General features: G+C 65.1%; 13 protein-coding genes. 6 read left to right on the top strand and 7 right to left on the bottom strand.

From position 1 onward, the window contains the following. Positions 1 to 148: 148 nt before the first annotated feature. Positions 149 to 568, top strand: coding sequence for a 50S ribosomal protein L17 (gene rplQ, locus PX554_RS00530; protein WP_275498038.1), 420 nt, complete (start codon positions 149 to 151; stop codon positions 566 to 568). Positions 569 to 647: 79 nt separating this feature from the next. Beyond that, positions 648 to 2,792, top strand: a complete 2,145-nt coding sequence (locus tag PX554_RS00525; RefSeq protein WP_275498036.1) for a prolyl oligopeptidase family serine peptidase — start codon at positions 648 to 650, stop codon at positions 2,790 to 2,792. Between the two features lie 46 nt (positions 2,793 to 2,838). On the opposite strand, the gene PX554_RS00520 is transcribed toward PX554_RS00525, so the two are convergent. Continuing rightward, the gene (locus tag PX554_RS00520) at positions 2,839 to 3,327 is read right to left on the bottom strand and encodes a hypothetical protein (RefSeq protein WP_093226318.1); all 489 of its coding nucleotides are present in this window, start codon (positions 3,325 to 3,327) and stop codon (positions 2,839 to 2,841) included. Between the two features lie 152 nt (positions 3,328 to 3,479). Here PX554_RS00520 and PX554_RS00515 point away from each other — a divergent pair, with 152 nt between their 5' ends. Next, entirely contained in the window at positions 3,480 to 4,052 is a 573-nt protein-coding gene (locus PX554_RS00515; RefSeq protein ID WP_256326346.1) for a TetR/AcrR family transcriptional regulator, read from the top strand. A 38-nt stretch (positions 4,053 to 4,090) separates the two neighbouring features. Here the strand turns inward: PX554_RS00515 and PX554_RS00510 are convergent, their stop codons facing one another. Further along, the gene (locus tag PX554_RS00510) at positions 4,091 to 4,405 is read right to left on the bottom strand and encodes a tetratricopeptide repeat protein (RefSeq protein WP_256326345.1); all 315 of its coding nucleotides are present in this window, start codon (positions 4,403 to 4,405) and stop codon (positions 4,091 to 4,093) included. Positions 4,406 to 4,552: 147 nt separating this feature from the next. Here PX554_RS00510 and guaA point away from each other — a divergent pair, with 147 nt between their 5' ends. From guaA to PX554_RS26750, 3 genes are all read left to right on the top strand, one after another. Beyond that, entirely contained in the window at positions 4,553 to 6,109 is a 1,557-nt protein-coding gene (guaA, locus tag PX554_RS00505) for a glutamine-hydrolyzing GMP synthase (RefSeq protein ID WP_275498029.1), read from the top strand. Positions 6,110 to 6,400: 291 nt separating this feature from the next. Next, the gene (locus PX554_RS00500) at positions 6,401 to 7,654 is read left to right on the top strand and encodes a tyrosine-type recombinase/integrase (protein WP_275498027.1); all 1,254 of its coding nucleotides are present in this window, start codon (positions 6,401 to 6,403) and stop codon (positions 7,652 to 7,654) included. A 74-nt stretch (positions 7,655 to 7,728) separates the two neighbouring features. Next, a complete protein-coding gene (locus PX554_RS26750; RefSeq protein ID WP_476712847.1) occupies positions 7,729 to 8,133 on the top strand; it encodes a hypothetical protein in 405 nt (134 codons plus the stop codon). A 97-nt stretch (positions 8,134 to 8,230) separates the two neighbouring features. On the opposite strand, the gene PX554_RS00490 is transcribed toward PX554_RS26750, so the two are convergent. The 5 genes from PX554_RS00490 to PX554_RS00470 all read right to left on the bottom strand — a co-directional run bounded on the left by PX554_RS00490 (position 8,231) and on the right by PX554_RS00470 (position 12,933). Beyond that, positions 8,231 to 9,121: a LysR family transcriptional regulator gene (locus PX554_RS00490; protein ID WP_093222906.1), complete on the bottom strand. Its 891-nt coding sequence runs from the start codon at positions 9,119 to 9,121 to the stop codon at positions 8,231 to 8,233. Positions 9,122 to 9,183: 62 nt separating this feature from the next. Next, positions 9,184 to 9,576, bottom strand: a complete 393-nt coding sequence (locus tag PX554_RS00485) for a hypothetical protein (RefSeq protein ID WP_275498024.1) — start codon at positions 9,574 to 9,576, stop codon at positions 9,184 to 9,186. A 55-nt stretch (positions 9,577 to 9,631) separates the two neighbouring features. Further along, on the bottom strand, positions 9,632 to 10,096 hold the full coding sequence (locus PX554_RS00480) for a nuclear transport factor 2 family protein (RefSeq protein WP_275498022.1): 465 nt from the start codon (positions 10,094 to 10,096) through the stop codon (positions 9,632 to 9,634). Positions 10,097 to 10,177: 81 nt separating this feature from the next. After that, positions 10,178 to 10,726 carry a carboxymuconolactone decarboxylase family protein gene (locus PX554_RS00475; RefSeq protein WP_275498020.1) on the bottom strand — a complete coding sequence of 183 codons (549 nt, stop codon included), beginning with the start codon at positions 10,724 to 10,726 and terminating at the stop codon, positions 10,178 to 10,180. A gap of 137 nt (positions 10,727 to 10,863) precedes the next feature. Next, complete coding sequence (locus PX554_RS00470; protein WP_275498018.1) at positions 10,864 to 12,933, bottom strand: 2Fe-2S iron-sulfur cluster-binding protein; 2,070 nt, start codon at positions 12,931 to 12,933, stop codon at positions 10,864 to 10,866. Positions 12,934 to 12,987 lie beyond the last annotated feature (54 nt).

Genomic DNA, 12,987 nt, shown 5'->3' with positions numbered 1-12,987 from the left:
CCCGTCCGACGACGCGGCTTTGCCGCGGCGATGTTTGGCAGGACTGGACCCCCGCCTTCGCGGGGGAACATGGCGGTGGTGGCGGCCTTACGGCCACCAGGTCTGGGGTACCTCACACGGCCCCTTAACGAACGAAAAGGATATACCCATGCGTCACCGTGTAGGCGGCCGTAAGCTTCAGCGGACCTCGGCCCACCGCATCGCGCTGTTCCGCAACATGTCGGCCGCGCTCATCAAGCACGAGCAGATCACCACCACCGTCGCCAAGGCGAAGGAACTGCGCCCTTACGTCGAGAAGCTCATCACGCTCGCCAAGAAGGGTGGCCTGTCGAACCGCCGTCTCGCGCATGCCCGTCTGCTCGACGATGCGATGCTGGTGAAGCTGTTCGACGTGCTCGCCGATCGCTACTCGGATCGCAACGGCGGCTACACCCGCATCATCAAGGCCGGCATCCGCGCTTCGGACGCGTCGCCGATGGCGATCATCGAGTTCGTTGATCGCGACGTCTCGGCCAAGGGGCAGGATTCGGGCCCGGTGATGACGGACGAGGATTACGAAGCCGCGTAAACCGAACGGTTTGAGACCGAGTTGAGAAAGGAGTCGCACCTGCTAGGGTGCGGCTCCTTTTTCGTATCTGGAGTGCCCGATGCGCATCGTTATGCCGTTGATCGCGCTTGTTCTTTCCGCCCCCGTTATCGCCCAGACCAGCAAGGCCCCGACCATGACCTATCCCGCCAGCCCCCGTGTCGATCAGGTCGATGAACAGTTCGGGGTCAAGGTCGCCGATCCGTATCGCTGGCTCGAGAACGACGTGCGTACCGACGCGAAGGTGAAGGCATGGGTCGATGCGCAGACCGCGGCGACCAACGCCTATCTCGCGACGCTGCCCGGCCGCGACATCCTCGCAGAGCGGCTCAAGACCTTGCTCGATTACGAACGGTTCGGCGTCCCCGTGAAGAAAGGCGGCCATTATTTCTACACGCGCAATGCCGGCCTTCAGAATCAAGCGGTACTCTATGTCCGCGACAGCCTGACCGGCGCGGGGCGCGTCTTGCTCGATCCGAACACATGGTCGAAGGACGGCGCGACCGCGCTTTCCGAATGGGTGCCATCGGAGGATGGCGGCAAGCTGCTCTACGGCGTGCAGGATGGCGGCACCGACTGGCGGACGCTCAAGATCCTCGACGTCGCCAGCGGCTCGGTGCTGCCCGATACGGTGGAGTGGGTGAAATTCTCCGGCCTCGCATGGGCGAAGGACGGTTCCGGGTTTTATTATTCGCGTTTCCCGGCCCCGCCGTCGGGCGAGAAGTTCCAGGCGCTCAACGAGAACCAGAAGGTCTATTTCCACGCTCTCGGCACATCGCAGGAGCGTGACCGGCTGATCTACGAGACGCCCGATCACCCCAAGCGCGGCCACGGCGCGCAACTGACCGAAGACGGGAAATGGCTGGTCATCACCACCACCGAGGGCACCGACAACCGCTACGAGATCACCGTCATCGATCTCACCGCGGCCAAACCTGTTCCGCGCACGATCTTCAAGGGGCTGGAGAATGAGTGGACGCTCGTCGGCAATGATGGCCCGAACCTCTATTGGGCGACCAACAAGGATGCGCCGCGGCTGCGGATCGTCTCGACCAACCTGTTCGCGCGCTCGGCCGAAGTGCCGATCCATGAAGTCGTGCCGGAGGACAAGAACGGCGCGGTGCTGGAGAGCGCTTCGATCCTCGGCGGCAAGATCGTCGCCGACTATCTGGTCGATGTGAAATCCGAGGTGCGCCGTTACGGCCTCGACGGTACGCCCGAAGGCAAGGTCGCGCTGCCGGGGATCGGCGCGGTGGTGGGCGGCAGCGGCACCCAGGCCGACAGCGAGGCCTTCTATGCGTTCACCAGCTTCGCCACGCCGACCACGATCTACCGCTACGACGTCAAGACCGACACATCGACCGTGTGGGCGCAACCCAAGGTCGCTTTCGATCCCACCGCCTATGCTGTGGAACAGCGCTTCTACGCCTCGAAGGATGGCACCAGGGTGCCGATGTTCATCGTGCGCCGCAAGGATGTGCGCGGGCCGGCGCCGACGCTGCTGTATGCGTATGGCGGGTTCAACATCTCGGTGACGCCGGCCTTTTCGGCGACGCGGATCGCGTGGCTGGAGCAGGGCGGGGTGCTCGCGGTGGCGAACATTCGCGGCGGCGGCGAATATGGCAAGGCGTGGCACGACGGCGGCCGGCTCGCCAACAAGCAGAACGTGTTCGACGATTTCATCGCGGCGGGGGAGGATCTCAAGGCGCAGGGGATCACGTCCAAGGACGGTCTCGCCATTCAGGGCGGATCGAACGGCGGCCTGCTGGTCGGTGCGGTCACCAACCAGCGGCCCGATCTGTTCGCGGCGGCGCTGCCGGCGGTCGGGGTGATGGACATGCTGCGCTTCGACCGGTTCACGGCTGGGCGTTATTGGGTCGATGACTACGGCTATCCCGCGAAGGAAGCCGATTTCCGTACGCTCTACGCCTATTCGCCATACCACAATATCAAGGGCGGCCGGGACTATCCCGCGATCCTGGCGGAAACCGCCGACACGGACGATCGTGTCGTGCCGGGGCACAGCTTCAAATATGTGGCGGCGTTGCAGGCGGCGGACATCGGGCCCAAGCCGCACCTGATCCGCATCGAGACGCGCGCCGGCCACGGCAGCGGCAAGCCCACCGACAAGGTGATCGCCGAGACGGCGGATGCATGGGCGTTTGCGGCGAAATGGACCGGGCTGGCGATCAGACCGGTGAACTGACCGGTTGCGCGATAATGGCCGGTGTCGCCGCGTGTCCCGCCGTCGCCTACAGGGTGGCGGTTCGCGCCGGCGGGCCCGCGGCGAGCATCGCCTCCCATTGGGCGATCGTCATCGTGGCGAGATATTCCCGCTGCATCTCGGGCGCCAGCACTTCGATCATCTGGCACCCTTCGATCCACATTTCGATCACGCCAAACGCGCCGCCGCGCTTGCGGTACTTCGCCGGCCATCCCTCGCGCGCGGCGATAGCCAGGATCGCATCGGCGTCGAGCGGGCTGGCGATCGCCGCGTGGGTCGGCGTGTAGGCACGAACTTCGCCGGCTTCGCCATAGGCGTCGGCGTCGCCCGGCCGTTCGCGCAGCACCGTGCCGGCGGGGTAGACCTCGATCGCGGTGCCGCGATCATCGCCGGCCAGCACGATCCAGCCGTCATCCGAGACAGGCGGGAAGGGCAACGCCTTGCCGTTCCAAAGTTCGGCGATGACGGCAGCGACCTTGCGATGGTCGTTCGCGCTCATGGACATGTGGAACAGCATCGTGAACCTCCCCTCTCGTCACGCACCTGCTAAAATATGGCACAAAAAGTGTCAACATAAATTTGACACCAATCGTGCCAGTTTGTAGCGCGTGCGGGATGGCCGATATCGATCCGCGGGTGCCTGGACGGCGTGAAGTCGCGAAAATCCGTGTGCGAGACCGCATTGTCGATGCGGTGATCGACCTGCTTGCCGAGGGCGGCACCGACATTTCGCATGACCGCGTCGCCGAAAGAACCGCGATCAGCCGGCGGACGGTCTATCGGTATTTCCCGGACCGCGAATCGCTGATGCAATCGGCGAACGAGGCGGTGCGGACCCGCGCCGGTCCGCGCGTCGCTTTCCCGGAGAGCGAGGCGGACCTGACCGAGGCGCTCCACGCGATCCATACCGGGTTCGACGCGATCGCCCCGCTCGCCACGGTTGTGCGCAGCACGCCGCAAGGGCGGGCGATGCGATTGTCGCAACGCGCGCTGCGTGTGGAGAAATATCGCGCCGCCGCCGCCGACGCGGTGCGCGAGTTGCCCGCGGAGGATCGGCTGCTCGCGACGGCGATGCTCCAGGCGCTGCATACGACGCTGTGGTTGGAAATGCGCGATCAATGGGGGCTTGATGGTGCGCAGATCGCGCGCGCCACGGGTTGGGCGATGCGGACCCTGTTGGCCGATCTCAAGGCGCGGGGCGCTCGGCCGCTCGACGTGATCGCGGAGCCAAACGAGTCGTGAGGACGAGCAGGGGCGCCACGGCGCCCCTGCCGATCATGTCACCGCGCGGAGAGCGCCGTCTCGTGCTTGAGCGCCTGGCGCGCGACCGTGTGCGACCATACGGCATCGCCGAAGCGCGTTTCGAGCATCACATTGTCGAGCGTGAGCGCGCGGCGGTACGCCGTCATCGCCTCGCCGGGGCGGTCGGCGCGCAGATAGGCCTGCGCGAGTTCGATCGCGGTACCGCCATCGTTCGGGTTCACGAGGGTAACGGCTTCCAGCGTCGAGACGGAGCCGGAACCGGCGGGGGCGGCCACTGCCGGAGCCGACAGCGGCGCGGCGACAAGCAATGCCAGAGCAATCATCTTAGCCATGAGATCATCCTTCCATATCACCGCGTTTTTGCGATGTTACAGAATGATGACACAAATGCGTCAGATATGTGAAATGGTTTTTTGTTACAGTCCCTCCGGGAACGGCACAGGCTGGCGCGATCGGGCCCGAGCCGGTATCGGCTCGGCATGACACATCCCACTGATTCGATCCTGATCGTCGATTTCGGCAGCCAGGTGACGCAACTCATCGCGCGGCGCGTGCGCGAGGCGGGCGTCTATAGCGAGATCGCGCCGTTCACGACCGCCGCCGAGGCGTTCGCCCGCCTTCGGCCGCGCGGCGTGATCCTGTCGGGAAGCCCCGCCTCGGTGCTCGATGACGGCAGCCCGCGCGTGCCGCCGGTGGTGTTCGAGAGCGGGGTTCCGGTGCTCGGCATCTGTTATGGGCAACAGGTGATGATGCAGCAGCTCGGCGGGCAGGTCGTGCTGGGCGAGTCGGGCGAGTTCGGGCAGGCCTTCATCGAGATTCAAGACGAATGCGTGCTGTTCGATGGCTTGTGGGCTCCGCAAGAGCGTCATCAGGTGTGGATGAGCCACGGCGACAAGGTGATCGAACTTGCGCCGGGGTTCCGCCCCGTCGCGGTCAGCCCGGGCTCGCCCTATGCGGTCGTCGCCGACGATGCGCGGCGTTATTATGCCACGCAGTTCCACCCCGAGGTGGTCCACACGCCCGACGGCGCCAAGTTCCTCGCCAATTTCGTCCGCCACGTCTGCGGTCTCGCGGGTGAATGGACGATGGCCGAATTCCGCGCCGCCAAGATCGCCGAAATTCGCAAGCAGGTCGGCAAGGGCCGGGTGATCTGCGGCCTGTCGGGCGGTGTCGATTCGGCGGTGGCGGCGGTGCTGATCCACGAGGCGATCGGCGACCAGCTCACCTGCGTGTTCGTCGATCACGGGCTGATGCGCAGCGGCGAGGCCGATCAGGTCGTCAGCCTGTTCCGCAACTCCTACAACATCCCGCTCGTCCATGTGAACGCCGAGGCGACCTTCCTTGAAGGACTCGCGGGCGTCACCGACCCCGAGAAGAAGCGCAAGTTCATCGGCGCGGCGTTCATCGATCTGTTCGAGGCCGAGGCGAAGAAGGTGGGGGGGACCGATTTTCTCGCCCAGGGCACGCTTTATCCGGACGTGATCGAGAGCGTGAGCTTCACCGGCGGCCCGTCGGTGACGATCAAGAGCCACCACAATGTCGGCGGCCTCCCCGAGCGGATGAACATGCAGCTCGTCGAGCCGCTGCGCGAATTGTTCAAGGACGAGGTGCGTGTACTGGGCCGCGAGCTGGGTCTGCCCGAGGCGTTCGTCGGTCGTCATCCGTTTCCCGGTCCCGGCCTCGCCATCCGGATCCCCGGCGAGGTCACCAAGGAGCGTTGCGACATTCTGCGCAAGGCCGATGCGATCTATCTCGAAGAGATTCGCACCGCAGGTCTGTACGACGCGATCTGGCAGGCGTTCGCGGTGCTGCTGCCGGTCCGCAGCGTGGGCGTGATGGGCGACGGCCGCACCTATGACAACGTCCTGGCGCTCCGCGCGGTCACGTCGACCGACGGCATGACCGCGCAGGCGTTCGAATTCCCCGGCGGCTTCCTCGCGCGCGTCTCCACCCGCATCGTCAACGAGGTGCGCGGGGTTAACCGCGTGACCTACGACTATACGAGCAAGCCGCCCGGTACGATCGAGTGGGAGTGATTTGGCCCCGCCAAACCCTTCTATCTCTACGATCTAGTACGATCCTAAGTATCTGAATAAACAACACAATTGCCGATTGATCGTCGCAGTCTATCAGTGGCCAACGCTTTTACGTGATGGCCTGATTGACGGTACGTGGTGCAATTGCCGTTAGGCCGAAACGTAAATACCGTCAGGGGCATCGGGCTCGTGACGGTATTTTTTTCGGGATAAGTTCCTGAAGAATAAGCAAAATATGGTCACTGAACCCGTCAAAACCACGTGACGGTATTTTGGTAGCGGAATTTTGCGATGCTGACGGATGTTGCTCTTAAGTCTCTGAAACCGAAAGAAAAACCATACAAGGTCACCGACGGTTACGGCCTCTACGTCCACATGTCCGTCGGCGGCGTTCTGACCTTCCGTCTGGACTACCGGCTTAACGGCCGCCGGGAGACCATCCAGTTCGGCCGCTACGGACACGGCCACCTCTCGCTCGCTGTCGCCCGGGAAATGTGCATCGATGCGAAGCGCAAAATCCGGGAAGGCGTGTCGCTGGCGATCGAGAAGCAGCGCGAGAAGATCCGTCTGAAGCAGGCCAAGACCTTCGACGAATTCGCTCAGCAATGGTTCGAGAAGACGCCGATGGCCGAGAGCACGAGAGCGATGCGCAAAGGGGTCTACGATCCCGACCTGGTCGTTTGGCGGAACCGGCTCCTGACGGAGATCACGCCTGGCGACCTCCGGGCACACTGCGCCAAGATCGTCGCGCGCGGCGCGCCCGCCACGGCCGTGCATGTCCGCGACATCCTGAAACTGATCTACGCTTTCGCTATCGTCCATGGCGAGAAGGTCGCCAACCCCGCGGCGGAGGTCGGCCCGAGTTCGATTGCGCACTTCGTCCCGAGGGACAGGGCGCTTTCGCCGAAGGAGATTCGGATCATGCTCAATCAACTAGAGCATGTCGCCACGACACCGACGCTTCGGCTCGGTATCCGTCTGTACCTTCTCACCCTCGTCCGCAAATCCGAACTGCTGGAAGCGACCTGGGATGAAGTCGATTTCGAGAATGCGGTCTGGACGATCCCGAAGGAGCGCATGAAGCGCTCCAAGGCGCATAACGTCTACCTGTCCCGCCAGGTGTATGACATCTTCATCGCGTTGAAGACCTGCGCCGGGAACTCCCGATACGTGTTCCCGTCCCGGTACGACGCGGACGCCCACATGTCGAAAGCGACCTTCAACCGGATCACCTACGCGGTGACAGAGCGTGCGATGCGTGAAGGGCTTCCACTGGAGCCGTTCACTGTTCACGATCTGCGGCGGACCGGATCGACCTTGCTGAACGAGATGGGCTTTAACAGCGACTGGGTCGAAAAGTGCCTTGCGCACGAGGATGGCCGTTCGTCTCGGGGCGTCTACAACAAGGCCGAGTACGAGACGCAGCGTCGCCACATGATGCAGGAATGGTCGGACACCGTCGATGCATGGGTCATCGGCGAAACCCGAAGCCCCAATGTCGCCGCTGTAGCGACGCTGCCGGTTACCCTCGATCCCGCACTCTGAACGCTGCAAGGGTGGTTGCACGACAATCGACGATCCTGTCCAATGCCCCTCTTGGTCACCCGGGAGGGCAAGACATGACATCTGAGATCAACGACGCCGGCGAAGACACTGGAAGTGAGCGCGCTGAGGTGCATTTTCTGGCCGCTATGGTCGATGAACTGATGCGCCCGCTCGCTCACGCCGGCGCGCTGTCGCGCGATGATCTCATGAGATTGAACTGGCTGTCGCGACGAAAATGGGGACTGCTCCGCGAGCGTGGTAAGCGCGCCTCGCGAAGCCATCAGGGATGTCCAGTGTATCGGGAACTCGGACGCCCACCTTTCGCATGGCAAGCTATGACGCTCGACGGGAGCTGCAAACCGGACGGGTCTTCCGCAACCGCACGTTCGGATTGGGTGCGCGGCTATGAGTCTCGTTGCGACGAACAGCGAGCCACGCTTCGACCTCATCAAGATCCCACACCACTACACGGCTCGTAAGCGCGAAGCGCCGCGGGAATTCGCCCCGCTGCTCCATCTCGTAGATCGTCGAGTCCGCAAGCGGCACGCTCAGAGCGGCGCCGTCACGCCATCCGCGTCAGTTCAGCAGCCGGTTTTTCCGCAGCCTCGATACGGCCATGTCGACGAAGGCGCGCACCTTGGCGGGAGCGTGGCGGCCCTCCGGATGCATGACGTGGATGGGGAGCGCCGGCTCCTCATAATCGGCGAGCACGATCTGGAGGTCCCCCGCGACCAGCGCCGGGCCGATCTGATAGTGCAGCACCCGGGTCAGGCCCCAGCCGGCCTTGGCCGACGCGATCGCGGCCTCGTTCGTGTTGGTTTGCAGGACCGCGTCGATCGTGATCCGCTGATCGTTGGCGAAGCGCCACTCCGGTGACGCCCAGGCGCTCGTCGATGCTGCGATGCGGTGCCGCTTCAACTCGGCAGGGGTCGTGGGCACGCCATGCTTGTTGAAATAGGCCGGGGCGCCGCAGACGACCCGCCGGACGGTGCCGACCTTGATCGCGCTGAAACCGGAATCCGGGAGGCGGCCGATCCTGATCGCCACGTCGATGCCCTCCTCGACGATGTTGACCGGCCGATCGACGAAGAAGGTGCGGGCGCCCATCGTCGGGTAAGCGTCGAGATATTCGGTGACGATCGGCAGCACGTACATCTGCCCGAACATGGCCGAAGCGGTGACGGCGATGGTGCCCGCGGGCGTGGCGTAGGAGCCGGCCGCGGCCGCTTCGGCCTCGGCGATATCGAACAGGATGCGGCGACAGTCCTCGAAATAGCGCGCGCCCGCCTCGGTCATCTTGACCGAGCGCGTCGTGCGGACGAACAGACGCGCGCCGATCAGATCCTCGAGCGCGGCGACGGCGCGGGTGACGGCCGGGGCGCTCATGTGCATCGCGCGCGCGGTCTCCGCGAAGCTTTCGGTCTCCGCCACCTTCACGAATATCCGCATCGCCTGCCACCGATCCATCTGGCCCCCGTTCGCTTTGACCGTCAGAGTATCCGCATCCGCGGCCGACCATGCCTATCAGGTCAGCGTAATAATCGGGTCGGGGATTGTCCAAGCCCGCTCGGCCGAACAGGCTTCGGATATGGATCAAGAACGGTGCCGACGATGGAGGTGGGCGGGAGATGGGCCTTGGCGATGGTTTCGATCTCACGGCAGACCTGACTGTCGATCCCCGCCTGGATGGCGAGCCTTCGCGCGTCTGCTCGCTCTTCGCCCTTCACCGCCAGCGCCAGCCGCAGCACCCGCGCCCTGCGCAGGTCGAAGCTGCGCCCGGCCCGCGCCGCGTCGATCTCGGCACCGGACATGCCGAATTGGGCCGCTTCCTCATCCTGGCGCCGCATCAGGGCGGGATCGCCGCGATTGCCCGTCAGCGCCATTGCGATGGACAAGCGGGCCGGCGCATCGAGGGTGAACATTCGTATCGGTCAGATCCCCGCGCGACGGGTGCGCTACAGCGCACCCCCAGACCGGCTAGAAGCCGAAGTCGCTCAGACTGGGATGGTCGTCGGGGCGGCGGCCGAGCGGCCAGCGGAACTTGCGATCCTCTTCCCGGATCGGATGCTCGTTGATGCTGGCATGGCGGTGCGCCATCAGCCCATCCTCGGCGAATTCCCAATTCTCGTTGCCATAGGCGCGGAACCACTGGCCGCTGTCGTCACGATATTCGTAGGCGTAGCGGACGGCGATGCGGTTGTCGGTGAAAGCCCACAGCTCCTTGATGAGCCGGTATTCGAGCTCCCTGTTCCACTTGCGGGCGAGAAACGCCTGCGCTTCCTCGCGGTTGGTCGCGAACTCCACGCGGTTACGCCAGCGTGTATCGGTCGTGTAGGCGAGCGCCACCTTGGCCGGGTCGCGGCTGTTCCAGCCATCTTCGGCCAGGCGCACCTTCTCGATGGCGCTCTCGCGGGTGAACGGAGGGAGAGGGGGACGGCTCATGCTAATCTCCTGTGGTCGGGGGCGTGTGTCGGGATCGGTGGGGCGGGCGGCCGGGATGGGCGGTCGGCCGCCCACCGTAGGTCATGCCGCGAGGCGATCGACGCGGGGGAAGTCGATCTCGGTGCCGAGCGCCTCGTTGACGTAATTGGTGAAGGTGTTGAGCGCGACGTGCGCGATGATCTCGAGGATTTCGGCGTCCGAGTAGCCGGCGGCGCGGACCGTCTCGACCTCGGCCGGCGCGACCGAACCGCGCGCGGCGGTCAGCGCTCGGGCGAATGCCACCGCGGCGGCGGCCTTGGGATCGCTGGACGTGCCGGCACGCGCGGCGGTGATCTCGGCGTCATCGAGCTTGGCGAAGCGGGCGCCGGTGTAGGTGTGTGCCGACAGGCAATAATCGCAGCCATTCGCTTCGGCCATCGTCAGCGCCAGACGCTCACGCGTCGCGAGGGAGAGCTTGCCCTTGCCGAGCGCACCTTGAAGACCAGCGAGCGCATTGAGCGCGGCCGGGCTGGCGGAGACGAGCCGGAAGAGGTTCGGCACGGTGCCGAGCTGCTTCTGGACGGCTTCGAGGATCGGGCGCGATGCCTCGGGAGCGTCGTCGATCGTGGCGGGGGTCGGGATCACGGACATGGTATCGAACTCCTGGAAGACGGGACGTCTTCGCTAAGGGGAAGATGGCGCCTCACCGGGCGGCGATGAATGTCGAAAAGCCGGAAGGGATCGTTTCACTTGGTGGATGCAAACTGCCGTTCGCTGGCCGAGTGCGTTCACAGATCGAGGTGAATCCGGTCCTCCTCGGCCGACGGCTGTTCAGCGGGCACTGCGCTGCAGATCAGCACCTCATCATCGGCCAGGCTGACGCCCGGCTGCCGGATGTGGGTGACGGCCCCGCGCAGCAGCTTCGTCTTGCAGGTTCCGCACGTGCCTTCCCGGCAACTAAACTCCGGCGACAGGCCACGCGCCTCGGCAAGGTCCAGGAGCGTTCCGGACGCCGGCGTCCACCGCGCCTCCTTGGCGGATGCCATGAAAGCGACCGGCACGGGCTTCGTCGCGGCGGGCCGCAGCGGCGCTTGAGCGCTAGCCTCGATGCCCGACGAGCGTATCAGGGACGACGGCCCGAAGGCTTCGGCATGGATGCGCGCGTCGGCGATGTTCAGGGCGCGCAGGCCATCATAGAGCGCCTGGGTGAAGGCCGGCGGCCCGCAGAGGTAGAAATCATAATCGTCGAAAGGGAGCACGCGGGTGAGGAGCGCCATGTCGATCCGGCCAAGCGCGTCGTAATCATCGCCTTCGACCGCACCCGTTGGATCGCTCAGCACCCGGATGACCTTCACCGCATTGAAAGACGTCTCGACCAGCTCGGCCAGTTCGGGACCGAACGGACGCTCCGCCTTCGTGCGCGCGGCATGGAACAGGTAGGTCGGGCGAACCCGCTGTTTGCGCACACCTTCATAGACGATGTGGCGCAGCATCGCGAGCATCGGCGTGATGCCTACCCCGCCCGCCAGCAAGACGGCGGGGCGCGTCTCGCGCGAATCGATGGTGAAATCGCCGGCGGGTGCGCGCGCCTCGATCACGTCGCCGACCCGCATCGTCTCATGGAGATACCGCGAGGCCGCGCCCGCGCGCTTGACGCTGATGCGATAGATCCCGTCGGACGGGGCGGAGGAAAGCGTGTAATTGCGGATGATGGGCTTGTCCGCTCCGGGAAGCGTCAGCCGGATCGGGAGATGCTGTCCCGCCCGGTGGGGCAGCAGCCCCGCGCCGTCGTCGGGCTGAAGGTGAAAGGAGCGGATCGTGCTGCTCTCGTCGACAATCTTCGTCACAGTGAACGGGCGCCACCAGGACGATAGCTCGGCGGCGCGGAGGCGGCTGGCGGCCTCGTTCCAATCACCGGTCAAGAGCGAACTCGGCGACCAGGGTTCGCGCTGCATGGTCCAGCGCAAGGCGAGCGCGCCGCGCCGACGCACGATCGTTTGCGGCTCGAACGTCCAGAGCCGCTCCGCGCCCTGGAACGCGGCGATCTCGGGTCTGTCGAAGATCACTGCGGCCGTGCCCGTCATTTGCAGCATGTCGCCCGTCGCGTAATCGACGAAGAGCAACCCGGCCCTGCCAGTGAGGACGATGTTACCAAGCGTGTTGAAGAACAGATTGCCATCGAAATCGGGGATGGTGAGCGTGCCATCTTCGGCGACGCGGACGAACCCGGCCCTTCCGCCGCGGTGGGAGACGTCGGCCTGCCGGCGATCGCCGCGATCGGCATAGGAGGCGACGAAAAACGAATCCGCGCCCCCGATCATGGCCCGCGCTGAGGAATCGAGTCCGGCCAGCGCCTCGCTCTCGCCGTCATAGGGAATGCCAACATCGCGCGCGTAGCTGACATCGCGAAGCTGGATGTAGCGCGGGCAATTGCCGAAACTCTGTTCGACATCGACCCGAACGCCGTGTTCGGCCTCGCCGATCACGCCGTTCAGGCGATTCCGCCGGCGCGTGTGCATTTCGATGCCGAGCAGCCCGATCGGCTTGCCCGACCGCAGCCCCGGCGCGGCGGGATCGGCCGGGTCCGCGCTGGCATGGATCTCGAGCGCAGCGGAATCGGGGGAGGTGATGAACCCCGAACGTCCCTCGAGGATCGTCGCCCACGGGGCACCTGCCTCGTCGACACTGCCCACCACGATGAACGGGAGCTGCGCGTAGAACTCGCGGTGCTGATCGGGCATATAGTCCCGGATGACCCGCTGCCCGACCGAGGCCATGCGCTCGGCCACGCCGAGCCTCTCCTGGATGAGGCGCTCGCCCTCATGCCAAACCGGAAGCTTTGTCAGGTTCGCCGTCATCATTCTCGCGCCTCATGTTCGGGGCCGGCGGGCGCACCGGCGGCGCGCCCGCTG

Origin of the sequence: Sphingomonas pollutisoli, from assembly GCF_029167165.1 — a bacterium.
In the GTDB taxonomy this organism is placed as follows: Bacteria; Pseudomonadota; Alphaproteobacteria; order Sphingomonadales; family Sphingomonadaceae; genus Sphingomonas; species Sphingomonas pollutisoli.
This window is presented reverse-complemented; position numbering and strand designations above follow the sequence as displayed.

Excerpts from the sequence above, each read along its gene's own strand:
- rplQ (WP_275498038.1), top strand. The coding sequence starts at position 149 with ATGCGTCACCGTGTAGGCGGCCGTAAGCTTCAGCGGACCTCGGCCCAC.
- PX554_RS00525 (WP_275498036.1), top strand. The coding sequence starts at position 648 with ATGCGCATCGTTATGCCGTTGATCGCGCTTGTTCTTTCCGCCCCCGTT.
- PX554_RS00520 (WP_093226318.1), bottom strand. The coding sequence starts at position 3,327 with ATGCTGTTCCACATGTCCATGAGCGCGAACGACCATCGCAAGGTCGCT.
- PX554_RS00510 (WP_256326345.1), bottom strand. The coding sequence starts at position 4,405 with ATGGCTAAGATGATTGCTCTGGCATTGCTTGTCGCCGCGCCGCTGTCG.
- guaA (WP_275498029.1), top strand. The coding sequence starts at position 4,553 with ATGACACATCCCACTGATTCGATCCTGATCGTCGATTTCGGCAGCCAG.
- PX554_RS00500 (WP_275498027.1), top strand. The coding sequence starts at position 6,401 with ATGCTGACGGATGTTGCTCTTAAGTCTCTGAAACCGAAAGAAAAACCA.
- PX554_RS26750 (WP_476712847.1), top strand. The coding sequence starts at position 7,729 with ATGACATCTGAGATCAACGACGCCGGCGAAGACACTGGAAGTGAGCGC.
- PX554_RS00490 (WP_093222906.1), bottom strand. The coding sequence starts at position 9,121 with ATGGATCGGTGGCAGGCGATGCGGATATTCGTGAAGGTGGCGGAGACC.
- PX554_RS00485 (WP_275498024.1), bottom strand. The coding sequence starts at position 9,576 with ATGTTCACCCTCGATGCGCCGGCCCGCTTGTCCATCGCAATGGCGCTG.
- PX554_RS00480 (WP_275498022.1), bottom strand. The coding sequence starts at position 10,096 with ATGAGCCGTCCCCCTCTCCCTCCGTTCACCCGCGAGAGCGCCATCGAG.
- PX554_RS00475 (WP_275498020.1), bottom strand. The coding sequence starts at position 10,726 with ATGTCCGTGATCCCGACCCCCGCCACGATCGACGACGCTCCCGAGGCA.
- PX554_RS00470 (WP_275498018.1), bottom strand. The coding sequence starts at position 12,933 with ATGACGGCGAACCTGACAAAGCTTCCGGTTTGGCATGAGGGCGAGCGC.